Raw genomic sequence first — 18,653 nt, 5'->3', positions numbered from 1 at the left:
CTGTCTCAAAATGAAAAGAATTCTTATCTTATTGAGACAGTTAAAAGAATTTCAAAGCTATGTTTTCAATTCTGTATTATAATTAAATTGGGCTCAACTTTTACATAAAACAAGAGTAACAAAGAACATTTTTGAAGTAAAAAGCAATAAAAGAAACCATCTCTTTCGATATTATAAACACCTCAGTTTCGAGTATAATACAGCCGATTTAGCCCTAAGGGCTTAACTGAGCTGTTTTGTCTTAAATTTATCTAATTTTGAGTTTTTATGTTGTTTACACTCTATTAGTAAACGTACAATAAACAAAGATATGTAAAAGCGGACAGAGCTGGAATAAAAAATATTACTTACTGATGAAAAGTGAATAATGAATTCTGTTGGATGAACATAAAAGAATGGAAAGAAGGGAGAAAAAACATACTTCAACAACTTCGCGCGAAATACCAATTTTACGCAGAATAATACGATTATATAAAAATCAAATACAGTATCTAGGGATTTCAAGCCCAAGTGCATGAATTTTAGTATATTGGTATACGCCATATAATTGATATTTTATATAAGAATAATCAAATGCTGAATTACTCATAAACAATTTTTATAGTGAATTACATTTTAATTTATAAGAGCTTTTCTTGTGTTGATCTAACTAACTCCTGATTAACCTTGATTAAATTAACCAATTCACATTTTATAATGATTTTCAAACTGTGTTCATGTATTCATTTTGTTAGAACTTATATTTGAAAATCGTTTTATTTTATATACATATATAATTTTTATCGCCAAATATGAATTTATCACTTGGTTATCTATAACTTTTATTAGAATAATTACACTTTCCCATTCAATTTCGAGTGAATTTTAGTATTACATAATTTAATTATGTAAATAAGTTCGTGTAAAAATTGAATTTAATGCGAACTTGTGTTCGTGTGTTTTTTCTGTTATAGTATATATGAGGTGATTTTTATGGATTACAGCAAGCAACGTCAAAAATCAGTACATCGTAAGAAATTATACGAGAATTTAAATGAAATGCCCTTTTACATAGAAGAATTTGTGGAGTACAAAGAATTGCATGATGCCTCTCCCTCCACCCTACTGAATTATGTATATGATTTTAGAGTTTTCTTTAATTGGCTATTATCTGAACAAATTATTGAATTTAAGCCCATTAAAGACATATCCTTCTCTGATTTGGAGAATTTAAAGAAAAAAGATGTTGAGAACTTTATGAGGTTTTTAAAACTACAACAAAATATGCAGAATTCCTCTGTTAACAGAAAAATTTCAGCCTTAAAGTCTTTATTTAAGTACCTTACCTCCCTATCAGAGAATGATGATGGAGAATGTTATTTTTATAGAAATGTAATGGCTAAAATTGAAATACATAAAGATAAGGAAACATTAAATGCCCGTGCAAAACGTATGAGATCTAAAATATTTCATAATAATGATGATCAAGAGTTTTTGAATTATATTAAGTACGAGCATGAAAAGTCTTTAACAAAACATCAGTTGTTCTATTTCCTAAGAGATAAAGATCGTGATGTAGCTATTCTTTCCCTCTTTCTTGGTAGTGGTATTCGTGTAAGTGAATTGGCCGATCTTCGTATGGAAGATATAAACTTAAAAGAAAGATTAATTGATGTAATCCGAAAAGGAAACAAAGAAGATTCCGTATGGATTACCCCAATTGCATTGAATGATCTTGAAAAGTATATGGAAATTAGAGATAAGAAATATGCTCCAGGGAAGGAATTAAAAAATGTGTTTCTATCGAAGTATAAACATACTGCACAGCCTCTTTCGGTTAGGGCTATCCAAGATATAGTAGAAAAATATACTAAGGCTTATGGTAAAAAGATGTCTCCTCATAAATTAAGACATACACTGGCAAATAAATTATATATGGAGGAAAAAGACTCATTACAAGTGATGCAGCAACTTGGGCATACCAGCCAAGATACGGCCTTATTATACACACAGCTTGGAGAAACAACTATTAAAGATAGCTTAGGCAGAATAGGAAAAAATAAATAATAAAAGTTCAGCAATGCAAAATTGCTGAACTTTTATTATTTTCCCTGCTAGAGGTAGTAGTTTTAAATGTTATGTATTATTCATTTCATCTTTAATTTTATTATATAAAAAATACATAGTTTAAATTCTAATCTAATTGGTATATAAAAGCTCTCTCTTGTTAGATTATGTCACTTTACTCATAAGTATACCGCAATTGGAAGCATAAACTTGCCGGAAATTGCTTATTTTAGAAGAGATTTATCTAATTTTCCAAAGAAAATGGAATCATAACTTTGCCGTAAATTAATTATTAACCCATAAACTTTCCTTAAATTGTAATAAGAAGCATAAAGTTAACAAGAATTAAGGTATTTTGATGTTAAAAAAACTATTAATAAAAAGTCGATTTCCTGTACATTAAGAAATCGACTTTTTAATGAGTAATTTAATGTCTTTATTAGAAATGAGCTTAATTAAATTAAAGCTAAAATATCTTTTGGGGTATTTAATATATAATCAGCTTTTTCAAAACCTTCTTTTGTCTTTGAGCCCCATAAAGCGAGTGCGAATTTCACACCAGCACTTTCTGCACATTGCATATCGTATATAGAGTCTCCGATATATACGGCCTCATTATTAGGAACATCTAATTGTTTCAAACAAACTAATAGTGGTTCAGGGTGTGGTTTGTGTTTATCCGTATCACACGCACAAATTGTATGTTCGAAATGACCGCTTAGACCAAACGGCTCGAACTCATCTATTAATTCTTGCTTAGTTTTTGATGTAACAATACCAAGCTTTAATTTACTAGGGGATAACTCTTTAATAATGCTTTCTAATTCTTCAAATACGGAGACTTCATGAGAAAAATCTAGTACAGATTTGGCCCATTTCGGATGAACAACGTCTATATTTTGTACATTTAATTTTTTTAAAGTTTCTTTTCCAGGAATCCCTAATGCGAATCTTAAATCCTCTAACGCATAATCTTTCTTTAGTTCTTCCTTTAAAACTTTTTGTAAGGATTTTAGTATTGCTTTTTCTGTGTCTAAAATTGTACCGTCTACGTCAAAAACAAGAGATGTAATCAAAATAAATCCTCCCTATTTTTAATCATCACTCGCAATTACTACTTCAACACCGTTTTCTTTTAAAGTGTTATATAAATCATCAGACATAACTTGATTTGTAATGAAAGTGTCTATAGATTCAATCATTAAACCCTTATAATTTCGACGCTGATTCCATTTAGTGTGATCTGCCACTAAAATTACTTGATCAGCATGTTTTATTAATTCACGCTTGAAATAAATATCTTCTTCAAAACCATAGTATATCCCGTCTTCTGTAATACCAGCGGTTCCAATAAACACCTTGTCAAAGTGATAATCTTTGAGTTTTTCAGTGGTAGAAGTCCCTGTAGTATGTCGAGAAACCTTATTTAAAGTTCCTCCCAAAAGGTGAATAGTCGTATCTTCAGATTGAGCTAACATATAAGCAGTATCAATTGAATTCGTCACAATAGTTACGTTCTTCGATTGCAAATGTTGCGCTACAAAGTTGACTGTTGTTGAAACATCTAAATAAATCATGTCATTGTTTGCAATTATATTTGCAGCCTTCATTCCAATCAATTTTTTTGTTTCTAATTCAGTCTGTGACCGCTTTTGGTACGTATCAATTTTCTTATGAAAAGTAGCTAAAGCCACTCCACCATAAGTTCTAACTATTGCTTTATTTTTTGAAAGTTTTACTATATCTCTTCTTGCAGTATCTCGTGAGATATGAAACATTTCACACATTTGTTTTATATTCATGGTTTTATGTGTTTCTAAATAATTAAAGACTCGTATCAATCGTTCTTCTTGATTCATAAGTAACCTCCATAAAGATATATTAAGTTAAAATAAGTTTATTTTCAAGTTAGTTTAAGTGATTTGATACGAAAATACTATAAAATTAAGTTGTTTTAAGTGAATTTGGTGGAATTTCATTTTTAATGCCTTTATAATTTTAAGCGATTTTATGAATGATTTAAAATTTTATCGTTGGAAGCATAAATTTTCCTCTAAGAAAAAGAACCATAACCTTGCCTAAACGGCAAAGTTATGGTTCAAATCACAGATTAAATAAATGATAATTTTAGATTCCTACAATTGTTGTTTACGTTAAATGAGAATTTAACGAACACTTAGGTGGATGATGGGAGTAACCCCCTTCCCCCATCTGTACAAGGACATGAAACTCCAAACTATTTGAACAAGAAAGTTTAAACTTTCACTTTTAGATTATTGGTTGGGACATGAAACTCTAAACCTAAATTTTATAGATTTACAGAACTAACCCCATTTAATCTTGTGTAAGATGCTCCCATTCTTACCTAATGACTTATACCATCATTCTTGTTAATGCACTCATGTAAATATAATGATTCAAATGGATTACGGGAATTACATTATCTTAAAGGAAAACTTTTCCCAACAATTCATATATGATTCAAAAGGTCTATGTATTTTTGAAGTCCTTCAAAATGTTATCTCGAACCTTTCGACACATTGATTTTTAAAGAAATATAACTACATCAAAAGGCGTACCTTTTGATACAATGAAATAAGCCTAAAGAGATAAAAATTCTAATCATAAAGGTTAGTTAATACTAATTTGTTTTTGACAGAAGTTTTGATAACGTATTTAAACAATATATACGATACCAATCTTGGGACATTTCGTAACTATCAAAAAGCTAAACGATGACATAATTTTCTCAATAAGTATTTTTTTGATTTTAATATAAATTTTTTACAATTAGTGTTATACCTGTATTAAGGGGAGCTTTTCAGTTAATTAGGGAGAAAAATTATAAAAATGATATGGGAGGAACAAAAAAATGTCATTGAAAAAGAAATTAGGTATTGGAGTGGTTTCAGCCGCTCTTGGCTTATCTTTAATTGGTGGGGGAACATATGCATATTTTAGCGATCAAGCTGTAACAAATAATACATTTGCTGCAGGTACATTAGATTTAGCTATGCAACCAACTACTTCACTTAACTTAGGAAATTTGAAACCCGGGGACAAAATATTAAAGAAATTCAATTTAACAAATAGTGGTACATTAGATATTAAAGATATCATGATGAAAATTGATTATACCGTAAACGATTTAAAACAAAATAATAATACAGAGGATTTCGGCAAATATATTAAAGTACAATTTCTTTGGGATTGGGATCCAGCAAAAAGCCCTGTACACGAAACAACTCTTGCAGAACTAAAATCACAAAGTCCAGAAATTGCCTCCAAAAAAGTATTTCATCCTAAGTGGGCTGAAACAGGGGGATTAAAGTCTGGGAAAATGGATTGGTTTTGGATGAAGTTTATATTTGAAGACAACGGAATGGATCAAAATGTGTTCCAGGGGGATAGTATTGCACTAAAAATGGAGTTCCAAGCCAATCAAACAGAGGGACAAGAAAAATAATTTTACGAACATATTGTTGGTAAAAAGTAAAACTGCTTACTACACATCCATACCAAAAGTCATTGATATTAGTATTTGCGCATGATATCAATGGCTTTTATAAAATTAACATTTTGTATTTTTTTATTCTATTTTCAAGGTATACGGTTGTTTGAACGTTGTATTTTGTGTTGAGCTAGAAAAACAAAAAGAACTTGTAGGAATCCCTACAAGTTCTTTTTTAGAGTCATACTATCAGTATGTCCAAGTTTAGGAGATTACTTGCAAGAGCTGCACCAAAACCAAATCATTTAACACCAACAGCATCAAATGCTTTGGTTACAGAGGTAACCTCAGCTGATTGTGTTCCATATAAATCTGCGGCTGACTGTACAAGAGCTTGTCTTGTCTGAGAGAATGTTGCCGATTCTGTGAGATATTGAGTATTTGCGCGATAAAAGATTTTACCCATTTTATCTTTACCAATACCGTTCACAGTTACTCCATAATGAGTACCACCCTCTGCAACAAGATACGCTGCTTTATTGATAATCCCACTATTTGTGTGTACTAATTTGCTTTGATTCGTTCCTGTATAACGTTTAGAATAATGGTCTGGATCACCGTATTGTGTTGGATCACTCATAGAACGAAGGGCTTGTCCCGATTGGAAGAATAAATCTTCTCCGATTAGATAATCGGGATTTGAGTTATTATAATATTCGATTAATGTTCCGAAAATATCTGACATTGATTCATTAAGTGCGCCAGATTCATTTTGATAAATTAAGTTGGATGATGATTCTGTTACTGCATGTGTTAGTTCATGACCAACAGCATCAATTGCGGCTGTAAATGAACGGGTTGATCCATCTCCATCTCCATAAACCATTTGTTTTAGGTCTGGATCCCAAAATGCGTTTTCATACTGTTTTCCAAAATGAACAGATGAAACAATTTTGGCTCCATTTCCGTCATAGGAATCTCTTCCCTGAACGTTTTTATAATAATCATATACAATTCCGGCATAAGTATGAGCATCCACAGCTGCCTGTGCATTTTTGCTTGTAAAACTGTTAGTGCTGTTACTTAAAAGGACACCTGGGAGAAACGAAGTGTCATCATCACTTCCTTGATTTTGTGCATCATACGTATAAATTCCCTTTCCACGGGTCTGATCTACTAAATAATAAGTATTATTAGATTGTAAGAGATTCAAATTTTTTGTATTTCCAAATGAATCTTTTCCTGTTCCCGTTGTTGTTGTCCCAATAATATTTTTTGGGGTGCTTGCTGTATGTAAAACTTCAATATGATCTAAGATTTTTCCAGTCTCTGCTTCTACAAAATAATCATGGTTACCTGGTTGTGGAGATAAAAATCCTAAATGAACATTATATGCATAGGATACTGTGTCATTTTTTGCATATACTACAAGTTCAGATGTCGGTTTTACATCATAGTTTGGTTTAAAACTTAGTTCCTTTTCAGCAATAGACACTGCCTCATCGGCAGAGACTTTTTGATTTGGTTGTTGTAATTTTTTATCTAAATCAGGAATCACGGTTCCAGAAAAAACGGTTAATACCCCCTTATTATCAACATGTGCAACTTGTGTAGATCCCCATACTGGAACACCGCTATATGTTTGTTGTAATCGAACAACTTTTGCACCCAAATTGTCATCTTCTTGTTTCTTTACAGTGAATGATTCTTTAGCACTTTTTGTACCTAGTTTATATTTGTCCTTATTTTCATCAACATATCGAAATACTACATCCTCAGTTTTTGTTGAAGATGGTGTAGTCAGCTGCCCAGAAATAAATTCTGGGGACTTAATGACCTCATTATACTTCTCTGTAGACAGCACATTACTTGATGTAGCGGCATAGCTATGTGTCGGTAAACTAATTGATGTAGCAATAACACCAGCTGACAATAAAACTGCTAGACTTTGTTTCTTTGTTTTCATATTTTCTTCTCCTTTGTTTTTACACCCTGTTTTAAACAGAATATTTATATTTTTTGAAAATTATATTTTTATATATAGATTCTGTAAAGGTAGGAGATTGTAATAAATGGGAAATAATTCATATTATTTATATCTATTTACTTATAATTCTGGTTGTAGAAGACCTTAAAGTGTTGAGTTTTCTAGGTTTTCATAATGAATATGCAATTTCGCATATCGGATAAATTTTAATTGGGAATCGTTGTCCATCCTCCGAAAAAGGGGTGCGGCAACGATTACTTCTTTTTGGATCCACTTACAAAACTAAAACAAGAAGCTGTATATAAAAGGGGGCATCATACACGCCCATCAAGCTAAAATTTGCAAGAATAACCCCTTACTACTTCAAAAGTAAGGGGTTATTCTACCGATGTTGTATAGTAGGGGTCACCATATCAAAAAAGAAAATTGTACGTTTAGACATAATTTGGACACAAATCAACCGGTTCCCTGTACGTTAAGGAACCGGCTTACTTACTTTACTACTTTTATATATAGATTTTGTCTCGTAATGGTCTTAAATTATTAAAATTTGTTTTTTCATTTAAGTTCCAAACATAGTCACCCGTCAATGTAATATGTTCCCAGCCAAGTGGGGATATATGTTGTAAATATTCTTCTGGAATGTTTACGCCTTTTGCACGTAATGCATCTACTGCACGCGATATATATACAGTATTCCATAATACAATTGCAGAAATAAGAAGTTGCAAACCGCTCGCTCTATGTAATTGATCCTCATAAGAACGATCACGAATTTCCCCTAATCGATTAAAACACACAGCTCTAGCAAGTGCATGTTTTGCTTCACCTTTATTTAAACCGACCTGTACACGTCTTCTAAGCTCAGGGCTTTGCAACCATTCTAATGTATATAAAGTTCTTTCAATTCTTCCTATTTCACGTAAAGTTACAGATAAGCTATTCTGCCTTGGATAGACCGCAAGTTTCTTGAGAATAAGGGAAGCTGTGACGGTCCCATTACGAACAGAGCTAGTTAATCGCAATAAGTCATCCCAATTTTCTCTTATTTTCTTTGTATGAATTGTTCCACCAATCATAAATTCTAGATGTGGTTGATTTATGAGCTTTTCAAAAGTATAGATTTTATTTTTATTAAACGTTTTAATCGAAATCCTAGCATATGACACATGGCAAAGACATGGTCTACAAAGCCCGCTGCGTCCGTATAATGTTCTTCAATTTCCAAATCTGTTTCATGATATAGTAAGCCATCAATAATATGTGGCGCTTCTTCTGAAGAACTAATAACTTGTACATAAAAAGTACACCTCCAATTGTCTTTCGTGTCTAACAATTGGGGTGCACATCATAATTGGGCGGCTTTTTTTATTTCCTCTATTCAATATCTATTTATTCATTTTACTTAAAGCTTTATCCATTTGACGTTCATTAGCTTGAGTAGCACTACTTGTTGCATTTTCTACACCACGGTAATTATATTTAGAGTTTTGCCAGAAATCAAAAGCAAAATCTTTTAAATTTTTATCTGATGCATTTTTATCAACAACTTGCGACTTGAAAAGGTTGTTTAACATGTATTCATGGTTAGATACATCTTTAATATAGTTTTTATCTTTATATTCTTTAATAATTTCGTCACCAAATTGTTTAACTTCATCTTTGGATGGTTTGTAACCTTGAGCATATTTGCTTACTTCATCAAACTTTTCAGTTGTAGATTTATCACTCGATGCAACTTCTTTAACCTTATTTCCCCAGTAAACTGTTTTAACCGTCTCTTTTGCGGCAGTGTCTTCTTTTTTAGGCTGTTCTTGTTCTGGTTGTTCTTGCGGTTTAGGTGTTTCTTGACTCGGCTGTGTAGTTTTTTGAAGTGACCTAGTTTGCTCTTTTTCATAGGAGTCTACTTTAGATTTTAACTCTTTGATTTGTGTTTTTAATTCTTGCTGTTCATTAAAGTGTTGATCGATAAGTTTATCCATATCTTTTTGTGAATACTTAGGTTTCATATCTTCTGATTTGGAATCCTTAAAAATAGCTACGGAAGCAATGATAGCTACTATTACAGCGATAATTCCAATGATTAGTTTTTTGTTCATTTATGTTCCTCCTAAAATACAATATTATTATTATATAACAATTAAACAGTTATAGGTAGAAAAAAAGACACCCTAAGGTGCCTTTCTCCGACTTGAACCACTTTAATTTTAATAATATGTATTGGATTTCCATCCAAATATTATTTTAGGGGTCACCATATCATTCTGGGAAAATTGTACGCTAAGAGATTTATAAAGGTCGTTGGTACTTAATATACGTTTATAAATATTTCGTTACATGTTTATAAACATGACAAACCTTGATTTCATAAGGAGTAAAGTTTCTTCCTTAAAGGTATAACTTTATAAACAGGTGGTTTTTGAAACGAGAAAATGTATAACTTAAGTGAATTTGAAAGTAAACTAATGGCTAAAAGTTTACATTGGAGTTTTGAATCATTTTATAACTAATTTTGTAATAAATTTCTCAATATAGATATACTTGTTAATTATGGTTATAATATTCAAAATTAACAAGAAATAAATTATAATAAAAATGTGATGGTTATTCCCTTTGTTTACTCCTTGTGCTAAAGATAAGATTGTGTTCCCGATCTTATCTTTTTTCTTTGTAGATTTTTGATACAAAAAAAGAATCCTTATAACAAGGATTCTGCAACAGGAAATAACAAAATATAAAAGATTGTAGCTCTGGTGCACAAGATAATTGAGATAGAAGAGAATTTACATTATATATTTGTAAGAGATATTTTGCGTATTGAGTATTCTGAATAAACTTTTCATACATAAATTAAAACTCCATAATAATAATCTTTTTTTATATCTCTTTACAGAAAAATATATAAATTTAGTTCTTATTATAATGGTAATCCTTTGGCTACTCTATTTTGATATTCTTTAAGGGGTAGTGTAATAGATTTATTTGGTGCATCTATTGGAGTTGCTTTAACATATATCTCAGAATAATGACCACCTTCACCGCTAAACTCAGATTGAATATCTACTACTGGTATTTGTATATTTTTATTATCTGGTTGTACATAAGATTCAAAGTTTAAATATGATGGTGTTGGTTTTGAACCATTCGTAAGTAAAGAATACACTTTTGAATTGTAAAAATTAGGACGTGATTCCTGCCACGTCCATCCATATCCATTTTGATCATAGTAGGATAGTTTCGGAACATGAACTTTTGATTTCGTTTTAAATGTTCCTGAGAAATTAGCGGCTTTCACTATACCAAAATATGTTGTGGTATAACCAGCCTTACAAATTACAGGCTGTGATTTAAATATAATTTGTTCTTCATGAGTAGATGTGTTAGAACTTGTATGAGTATAATTAAATTCAGATGAAAGTGTGATCTCTTGACCGCCTTCAGCAACAAAAGGAATTTTAACTGCTAACGTTGATTTTGAAGATACTCCTAATTTAGCCCCTTCTTGGTTTGAATAGGTAAAAGACTCTGTTGTTTTGATACTTTTTTCAGGAGAATACCATGTTTGGTCTACTAATCCATCATTTTTGTATGATAGTAGTTCTATTTGTTGTGTAGGTCCCCAACTATCAAAATGTGCTGTTATATCTAAGTTATTAACATCAGTATGATATTCGGGCTTAGATACATATTTAGTTGCAGTATTTGGATTAGCTGCAGTACCTTCTGGAGTCATTCTATCTTTTATATCTTGTATAAACTTATCTTCATTATAAACATTATCACTCTTTGTATTAACATTTAATATTGTACTTTTTGTAGCATCCGCAAAAGAAGTAGTAGGCATACTTACTACTCCTATACTTAACATACATGCGAATGGCATCATTACAGCCATTTTTTTATATGATTTCATCAATATTCCACCTCTCTTAATAGATTTAGCATTATGCTATTAATATATCTAATTGACAGAAAATACTCAACATTCCATTTAATTAGTCGCTATCGGATAAAATTAACTAGTTTTTTACGTTTTATTACATATATGCATCTAGAAATATGTTAATTTTTTTTGTTAATGTCATATTTAAGATAAAAAGATATATAGAAATTAAGAAATCTACTGTTAATTGTCATAAATTCTACAATGTTTTTAAATGTGTTTATCTTTCTGGCGTACCGCCAGCATTTCGGAAAAAAACCACGCTAAGCCAAAAATACAATAAGCTGTCCATATGGACAGCTTATTTACATAATTATCGAAAACGGAAGTAAATAATTCAAATATATTTCTCGATAGTTTAACATCTTCTTTTCAATTACAATTTATGTTGATTTGGTGATAAACTATGATTTTATTAAACAAAATAAGGGGAATTAAAATATGAACCTATTTGCTTACATAGTTGGTATATTTTTAATTATTATTGGTGGTTATAATATTTATAAAAGTCTTTGTTTCAGATTTTCCAAATATGGTACAACTATAAAAACAATAGTTATACCATTTTGGGTTATTCAACTTGGGGGATCTTTACTACTTATAAGTTTAGGAATGTTTCTAATAATGATTTAAAAAAAGCTAATTCTATATAAATTAGCTTTTTTAGTTTATGTAAAATTCAAAAGTGAAAATCAATGTATACCGTATTCACGTGAGGTTAACATAACGTCTCATTATCGGTAGCAGGACTCGAAGCATTACGTTGGACAATTGAAGAAAAAGAGAAATTAACAAAAGCTGATTTATTACAAATATATAGTAAAAGATGGTTAAGGAAACATGGATTATCCACACCTTTACAAAGGTTTTGGAGATGAAATATAAATTTAATGTTGCAAGATCTATATGAGGTCTCGATACCCAAATGACATAAATCCTATATTAGGGGTCGCTATATTTTATGAGATAATACTTTCATAATTTTAAGAGAACAGGAGTCAAAATTGACTCCTGTTCTCTTTTGTTAATTATTAAGAAGACACTATTTTTACATAGCAATTGTGGAAATAGCTTGCTTGTAGACTAGTTGTTGTTTACTCTGAACCATCATAAGAACGGTAAATTTATCCGTTGCAAGGATCTGCCCACGCACTGGAACGCCATTCTTTAAAAATACAGTAACTTCCCCTTTTTTCTCTTTCAATTGTTCATACATATCTTCTTGTAAATTAAACATGAAATGCGCCCCCTAGTTTGTTTGGATTTACTTTTCTTCTAATACCTGCTGCTTTTCACTGTTGGATATTTGTGATTCCCATTCGCTTTCTATTTTTCTAAACCATTTTCCTATTTTGCTTAGATAATATCTTTTTACTTCGCCATTAGGAATCCAAATTTCACGTTCCTGTATTTGATTCATCACTTCATGAAGAATCTCATCATGTTCATACTTTCTAGGTTTTCTATAATGTGTTTTTACAAACTGTGTATATTCTCTACGTAACCAATTAGAAATATGTTGTCTTTGTCTTTGCTTGAGATGTGACCATTTTTTATTTGTTTGAAGGATTTTTCCATTTACTTTTATCTGGTTTTTCATCGACACTCCTCCCCTTTTACTAGCAAAACGAATATATAACTATCGTATCACATTTAAATTGAAATACTGCTCTAGGTACATATTTCGCAAGAAATCTATCCAAAACACACAATACAGTTTCCATTAAGGCGTCACCATATCAAAAAAGAAAATTGTACGTTAAGGAAGCTTTTTACATGAAAAAGATTATTCTTTTTATAATATTTTTCTTTATCCTAACTAGAAATTATTTATCAATATCTATCTAGGAAGAAATTTGGAGGTATTTGTAAAAAGAAAAAGAATGTTTATAATTGCTAGATAAAAAAATTAAAAATGTAGGAGGATGTTAAAATGGAAAAAACAATGATGGTAGGTACAACAAATATGATGATGTCTATGGAAAAAATGATGTGTGAAATGAAGTGTATGAAGATGATGATGAACAACATGATGCAAATGAATGTAAACATGGATAAAGCTATGATGAATACAATGCATGAATGTGATGAAATGATGACTTCTACTATGTCTATGATGAAAGCTATGAAAGAGAAATGCTGTTAAAAGATATTGGTATTTCATTCCGTATGGCACATAGTTTTCTATATGGTTTTTAGCTGTCATATATGAATGTACATTTGCATTTTATTTCTTAGAAGACGGTTCAATATTGACCGTCTTTTTCGGTTGTTTTCCCTATGCCAATCACAGAGGGAAATAAATATGAGGTAACTTACAATGGCCGTGTGATTAGTACTTTTGTTGTCCGAGGACATTAATTAATCAAAAAGAACTGAAGTCAAAATTGACTTCAGTTCTTTTTCTGGAACCTTATAATCCATTTTTTATTTGATTCGACCATATCCTGCAATATATTTACTCCAATACGTACTATCTAAGCTAGCTTCACCTACTCCGGAATTACTAGCACTATAAAACTTGTTATTACCAATATACATACCAACATGAGTAATACCTGATTTGCCCGCGACCGTTCCTTTAAAGAAAACTAAATCTCCTGGTTGAAGAGCCTTTTTTTCAACGCGTGTTGTTTTATTATATTGATCTTGTGCTGTACGCGGTAATTTAATCCCTTGTGTTCCATATCCCCATTGCATTAATCCCGAACAATCAAATCCAGTTTTAGGACTATTTCCACCATATTTATATGGTTTACCTTCATATTTTTTCATCTCTGCATAGACTTTGCTAAATTGGCTCGCAGTTAATATAAATATTATAATTCATTTTTCCGTACTTACAGTATAAGGCTAACTCATAACAAAAAATCCCGTATACAATTATTAGTATTGGATTTGTTACTAATGACAGGAGTATCCTTTTTGCATTTTCCTTAAATATAGAACTCACTCCTAATTACATGAATTACTGATATTAAGTATATCTTAAATTCCAATTCACCTAGTATATATACGTCTTTATGATAGCTGAGCAACAGACTTTATTCTGTATGTGCCATAATATTTTTTAACAACTTTATTAATATTATCAAATTCAATTCCTGCGTTTTTGGCGATTAGCTTCCTACAGTGAAGCTTGGTTTTTTTTGCTGTCCTTTTTTGCAGTTGCTTTCTTAATACGTAGGCTGAAAGCTCACGCACAACTGCCCTGGCAATTTCTTTTAAAAGTTCAAACAATAATTCCTTGTTATATTACCTCCTTTTCTTCCGAATGGAAAGAAGGGAGAAATAATAAGTTAAAGAAAGCAATAGGTGTTTTTACTGAGACACATTGATTACTCTTATTACTCATTACAACAAAGTTTATTCAACTGAATATATTATGTTTTTTATAAAATAATACAAACCCTGATACAATATGACTACACTGTATCAGGGTTAATTTTTGATGTTACACTATCCTCTAATACATATGATAACTATAGTTATCATATGATGGAGATTAGTTAGGCCAAGACCCTGTCCACGTATTGTGCGCACTTTTGGAATGGTGGTCTACTAACCATTAACAGCCGCGAATTGGCTGTTATACAGATTGGCGTAGTAGCCGCTGCGCTCCAGCAGCTGCTCATGACTGCCGCTCTCGACGACATCCCCGTCCTTCATGTAGAGGATCATATCTGCCTCACGGATTGTCGACAAACGGTGGGCGATAACGAAGCTCGTTCTGCCTTCCATCATCTTCAGGAACGCCGCCTGGATACGAATCTCCGTAAGCGTATCAATGCTGCTCGTTGCTTCGTCGAGAATTAGCATAGGCGGATCAACCAACATAACCCGAGCGATCGTCAATAGCTGTTTCTGTCCCTGGGATAGGCTGTCACCGGAGCCATTGATTATTGTATTATAGCCCTGCGGCAGCCGCTTGATGAAGCTGTGGGCGTTAGCTGCCTTAGCGGCAGCAATAACCTCCTCCTGGCTAGCATTCGGTTTCCCGTAGGCGATATTGTCATGAATTGTCCCGCCAAACAGCCAAGTATCCTGTAGCACCATCCCAAAGGTATGGCGTAAGCTGTCACGGTCCATATCGTTAATGTTAATACCATCTATCGCAATCTCGCCGGCACTAACATCATAGAATCGCATTAACAGATTCACTAACGTTGTCTTGCCAGCACCCGTCTGTCCCACGATTGCGACACGTGTTCCTGGTTCGACAACTAGGTTCAAATCGGTAATAAGGGGGCGGTCAGGCTGGTAAGCGAACTTCACATGATGGAATGTAATCGTCCCCTGCTTAGCTGGGATATGAACTGCATCTTCAACGTCCGGTGACTCCGCCGATTTATTAAGTACCTGGAAGATACGTTGTGCCGAGGCCGTAGCTGATTGCAACTGTGTAATTATTCCGGTAATCTCGTTGAACGGTTTAGCGAACAGATTGGCATAAATCAGGAAGCTCGATAGTCCCCCGACCGATATTCTAGACATAATGACCATAATACTCCCAATTAAGGCGATGATTGAGAAGGTAACATTGTTCACGAAACGGGTGGATGGATTTGACAGAGAGCTGACGAATTGTGATTTTACCCCGGTGTGATACAATTCATCATTTCGCGCTGTAAACTCCGCAAAAGAGTGGTCTTCATAACGGAAGGCCTGAACAACCTTCTGCCCGCCGATCATCTCCTCGACATAGCCATTCAGCCCACCCAATATACGGGCCTGATCACGAAATAACTGCTGAGAGCGCATCGTGATGAACCGCGCTACGAAGAAAGTCACTGGTGCAGATAACAGCACGACGATGGTCATGAGCGGATTCGTATACAACATGAACGCGATCGCCCCGATGATTGTAACAACACCGGTTAATAATGTGGAGAATCCCTGCAGCAACCCGTCCGATATGGCATCCATATCGTTTACGAATCGGCTGATGCTGTCCCCTTGCGGATGATTATCATGATATTTCAGTGGCAGTACATTCAGCCTGTCGAACATTTCGCTGCGCAAATCATTTACTGTTTGATTAGCAAGTCGATTCGTAAGATATGTCAACAGCCAACCGAACAAGCCTCCGATGAGATACACCAGACTAAGCTGTATAAGCAGTCTGAATATGTCCGCGAACTCAACAGCACCCTTGCCGACCATATGGTCGATCGTAATCCCAATCATAAATGGACCGATCAAGCTGGAGGCTACGCTAATAATCGCACTAATGAAGGCCCAGATTGTATACCTTTTATATTTTCCTGTATAAATTAGTAGTCTTCCCCATGTTTGCTTCATGTTCATTGTTGTCCTACCTCCTCATTAGCGAACTGTGAGCGGCAAATATCTTGATAGACACTACAATCTCGCTTGAGTTCAGCATTGGTGCCGATGCCAGCAATCCGTCCGTCTTCGATGACGATGATTTTATCCGCCTGCTGCACGGTGCTAACCCGCTGCGAGACGATGAATACCGTAATTCCCTGGCTGTTTTCCCGGATCGACCTTCTTAACGCCACATCTGTGGCAAAATCAAGTGCACTCGAAGAATCATCAAGGATGAGAATATCGGGACTGGCGACAATTGCCCTGGCGATTGTTAAGCGCTGCTTCTGCCCACCCGACAAATTAAGTCCGCCCCTTGACACCAGAGTGTTATAGCCTTCTGGCATTTTCGTTATGAATTCATCGGCCTGGGCAATGATAGCTGCCCGTTTGACTTCTTGATCCGAAGCTAATTCGTTACCCCAGCGGATATTATCGGCAATCGTCCCTGTGAAGAGCAGTGCCTTCTGCGGAACGATCCCGATTTCGCCGCGTAGCTCATGTAGACTATAATCCCTTACATCAATTCCGTTGACGAGTATTTGTCCGGAGGTAGCGTCATAAAATCTCGGAATCAAGTTCACAAATGTAGATTTGCCTGAACCAGTACCACCGATAATTCCCACAGTCTCGCCACGTTTTATCTCCACCGATATATCTGTCAGTGCCGGTTCACTCGTTGTACTATATCCGAAGGAAACATGATTAAATGTAACAGCAGGACCATCCTTCTTGTCTTCTATTTTCGCTGCAGACTGTTTTTGCTCCTCAGGCACAAGGTCAGCGATGGTAGGAACGGTTTCGAACACCTCATTGATCCGTGATGCTGAGGACGCTGCCTTGGTAAAAATAATAATCAGATTCGACACGACAATCAAAGCGAGCAAAATTTGCGTTACGTAGTTAATAAAGGCGATGACCTCGCCAGAAGATAATGTCCCCGCATTAATATGGAAACCACCAATCCATAGAATAGCGATAATTACTCCGTTGACAACAACCGTCGTTGCCGGATTAAGCAGCGCAGACACCCGCCCTACTCGGATTGCAGTGGCCGTAATGTCGTCGGAAGCCTCGCTAAATCTCACCTTCTCTGCCTGTCTCTTGGCGAACGCACGGATGACGCGAACTCCCGTCAAATTTTCGCTCAATACTAGTGCGATTCTGTCCAACTTTTTCTGGTATAACCGATACATAGGTGCTGTTTTGGTAATTATTAAATATAGAATAATAGCAAACACTGGTGTCGCCGCAATCAGAACAAGCGATAGTCTAAAATCAAGCAGCATCGACATAATGATTGCACCAATGCAAATGAACGGGGCACGAATCACAAGCCGAATCAGCATCGCTACTGCAATCTGGAGCTGATTGACATCATTTGTGATACGGTTGATCAATGATGGTGTCCCAAAGCGGTCAATCTCAGTATAAGACAGCGTCGAGATATGCCGGAACAGCGTATTACGCAGTGTTGTACCGAACCCCTGTGATGCCCGGGCTGCATAATATTGACAAATCAGCGAGCTACCGAACCCCATTATCGACATGACGACCATTAAACCACCCATCTTCCATACATAAGCGATATCATGCCTGCCTATTCCATGGTTGACAATCAGGGCCACAATCGTCGGCAGAAGAAGCTCGAAAATTGCTTCCACCAGCTTAAAGAAAGGGCCAAGAATACTTTCCTTCTTATAAGGTTTTAAAAATGTTGTGAGTCTAAACAAAGTATCATCCCCATCATAATTGTCATAAGGTCGCTTTTGATTATGAAGTGATTTCGATATCGAATCTTGAATTCACCTGGGCATTCCTGCGCTCACGTACAAACTATGTACGCTCCGCTCCTCATGGCCTAGCTTCATCCAAATTTCTCAGTACTAAAAAGCGGC

At 34.1% G+C, this 18,653-nt stretch carries 13 protein-coding genes and 2 pseudogenes; 3 read left to right on the top strand and 12 right to left on the bottom strand.

The genetic code is table 11. From position 1 onward, the window contains the following. Positions 1 to 972: 972 nt before the first annotated feature. On the top strand, positions 973 to 2,046 hold the full coding sequence (gene xerS, locus DET63_RS16760) for a tyrosine recombinase XerS (RefSeq protein WP_113937256.1): 1,074 nt from the start codon (positions 973 to 975) through the stop codon (positions 2,044 to 2,046). Positions 2,047 to 2,501: 455 nt separating this feature from the next. On the opposite strand, the gene DET63_RS16755 is transcribed toward xerS, so the two are convergent. Continuing rightward, positions 2,502 to 3,122 (bottom strand): HAD family hydrolase, encoded by a 621-nt coding sequence (locus DET63_RS16755; RefSeq protein ID WP_113937255.1) that lies wholly within the window; start codon positions 3,120 to 3,122, stop codon positions 2,502 to 2,504. A gap of 18 nt (positions 3,123 to 3,140) precedes the next feature. Next, positions 3,141 to 3,905: a DeoR/GlpR family DNA-binding transcription regulator gene (locus tag DET63_RS16750; RefSeq protein WP_113937254.1), complete on the bottom strand. Its 765-nt coding sequence runs from the start codon at positions 3,903 to 3,905 to the stop codon at positions 3,141 to 3,143. 1,013 nt (positions 3,906 to 4,918) lie between these two features. Between DET63_RS16750 and DET63_RS16745 the strand changes: the two genes are divergently transcribed. Beyond that, positions 4,919 to 5,512 (top strand): TasA family protein, encoded by a 594-nt coding sequence (locus DET63_RS16745; protein WP_113937253.1) that lies wholly within the window; start codon positions 4,919 to 4,921, stop codon positions 5,510 to 5,512. Between the two features lie 286 nt (positions 5,513 to 5,798). Here the strand turns inward: DET63_RS16745 and DET63_RS16740 are convergent, their stop codons facing one another. From DET63_RS16740 to DET63_RS16705, 6 genes and pseudogenes are all read right to left on the bottom strand, one after another. After that, on the bottom strand, positions 5,799 to 7,463 hold the full coding sequence (locus DET63_RS16740) for a M4 family metallopeptidase (RefSeq protein ID WP_113937252.1): 1,665 nt from the start codon (positions 7,461 to 7,463) through the stop codon (positions 5,799 to 5,801). A gap of 527 nt (positions 7,464 to 7,990) precedes the next feature. After that, a pseudogene (locus DET63_RS16735) lies at positions 7,991 to 8,787 on the bottom strand (Tn3 family transposase); the annotation flags it as partial. Between the two features lie 85 nt (positions 8,788 to 8,872). Continuing rightward, on the bottom strand, positions 8,873 to 9,583 hold the full coding sequence (locus tag DET63_RS16730; RefSeq protein ID WP_101168930.1) for a hypothetical protein: 711 nt from the start codon (positions 9,581 to 9,583) through the stop codon (positions 8,873 to 8,875). An 818-nt stretch (positions 9,584 to 10,401) separates the two neighbouring features. Then, positions 10,402 to 11,397 carry an ETX/MTX2 family pore-forming toxin gene (locus DET63_RS16720; RefSeq protein WP_113937251.1) on the bottom strand — a complete coding sequence of 332 codons (996 nt, stop codon included), beginning with the start codon at positions 11,395 to 11,397 and terminating at the stop codon, positions 10,402 to 10,404. Positions 11,398 to 12,475: 1,078 nt separating this feature from the next. Continuing rightward, complete coding sequence (gene hfq, locus DET63_RS16710) at positions 12,476 to 12,664, bottom strand: RNA chaperone Hfq (RefSeq protein ID WP_113937249.1); 189 nt, start codon at positions 12,662 to 12,664, stop codon at positions 12,476 to 12,478. 27 nt (positions 12,665 to 12,691) lie between these two features. Continuing rightward, positions 12,692 to 13,027 carry a transposase gene (locus DET63_RS16705; protein WP_113937248.1) on the bottom strand — a complete coding sequence of 112 codons (336 nt, stop codon included), beginning with the start codon at positions 13,025 to 13,027 and terminating at the stop codon, positions 12,692 to 12,694. A gap of 333 nt (positions 13,028 to 13,360) precedes the next feature. Here DET63_RS16705 and DET63_RS16700 point away from each other — a divergent pair, with 333 nt between their 5' ends. Then, entirely contained in the window at positions 13,361 to 13,573 is a 213-nt protein-coding gene (locus DET63_RS16700) for a hypothetical protein (protein ID WP_086390030.1), read from the top strand. A 281-nt stretch (positions 13,574 to 13,854) separates the two neighbouring features. Here DET63_RS16700 and DET63_RS16695 read toward each other — a convergent pair. From DET63_RS16695 to DET63_RS16680, 4 genes and pseudogenes are all read right to left on the bottom strand, one after another. Then, positions 13,855 to 14,238, bottom strand: a pseudogene (locus DET63_RS16695) (C40 family peptidase); the annotation flags it as partial. Positions 14,239 to 14,448: 210 nt separating this feature from the next. Then, a complete protein-coding gene (locus DET63_RS16690; protein WP_113937247.1) occupies positions 14,449 to 14,667 on the bottom strand; it encodes a hypothetical protein in 219 nt (72 codons plus the stop codon). Between the two features lie 321 nt (positions 14,668 to 14,988). Next, the gene (locus DET63_RS16685; protein WP_113937246.1) at positions 14,989 to 16,734 is read right to left on the bottom strand and encodes an ABC transporter ATP-binding protein; all 1,746 of its coding nucleotides are present in this window, start codon (positions 16,732 to 16,734) and stop codon (positions 14,989 to 14,991) included. Further along, on the bottom strand, positions 16,731 to 18,488 hold the full coding sequence (locus DET63_RS16680) for an ABC transporter ATP-binding protein (RefSeq protein ID WP_113937245.1): 1,758 nt from the start codon (positions 18,486 to 18,488) through the stop codon (positions 16,731 to 16,733). The genes DET63_RS16685 and DET63_RS16680 overlap by 4 nt, the downstream gene beginning before the upstream one ends. Positions 18,489 to 18,653 lie beyond the last annotated feature (165 nt).

This window comes from Bacillus sp. DB-2, from assembly GCF_003315125.1.
Lineage (GTDB): Bacteria > Bacillota > Bacilli > Bacillales > Bacillaceae_G > Bacillus_A > Bacillus_A mycoides.
The sequence above is the reverse complement of the archived record's forward strand: the minus strand, read 5'-3'. Positions and strand labels throughout refer to the sequence as shown.

Coding starts and splice junctions, on each gene's coding strand:
- xerS (WP_113937256.1), top strand. CDS start 973: ATGGATTACAGCAAGCAACGTCAAAAATCAGTACATCGTAAGAAATTA.
- DET63_RS16750 (WP_113937254.1), bottom strand. CDS start 3,905: ATGAATCAAGAAGAACGATTGATACGAGTCTTTAATTATTTAGAAACA.
- DET63_RS16745 (WP_113937253.1), top strand. CDS start 4,919: ATGTCATTGAAAAAGAAATTAGGTATTGGAGTGGTTTCAGCCGCTCTT.
- DET63_RS16740 (WP_113937252.1), bottom strand. CDS start 7,463: ATGAAAACAAAGAAACAAAGTCTAGCAGTTTTATTGTCAGCTGGTGTT.
- DET63_RS16730 (WP_101168930.1), bottom strand. CDS start 9,583: ATGAACAAAAAACTAATCATTGGAATTATCGCTGTAATAGTAGCTATC.
- DET63_RS16720 (WP_113937251.1), bottom strand. CDS start 11,397: ATGAAATCATATAAAAAAATGGCTGTAATGATGCCATTCGCATGTATG.
- hfq (WP_113937249.1), bottom strand. CDS start 12,664: ATGTTTAATTTACAAGAAGATATGTATGAACAATTGAAAGAGAAAAAA.
- DET63_RS16705 (WP_113937248.1), bottom strand. CDS start 13,027: ATGAAAAACCAGATAAAAGTAAATGGAAAAATCCTTCAAACAAATAAA.
- DET63_RS16700 (WP_086390030.1), top strand. CDS start 13,361: ATGGAAAAAACAATGATGGTAGGTACAACAAATATGATGATGTCTATG.
- DET63_RS16685 (WP_113937246.1), bottom strand. CDS start 16,734: ATGAACATGAAGCAAACATGGGGAAGACTACTAATTTATACAGGAAAA.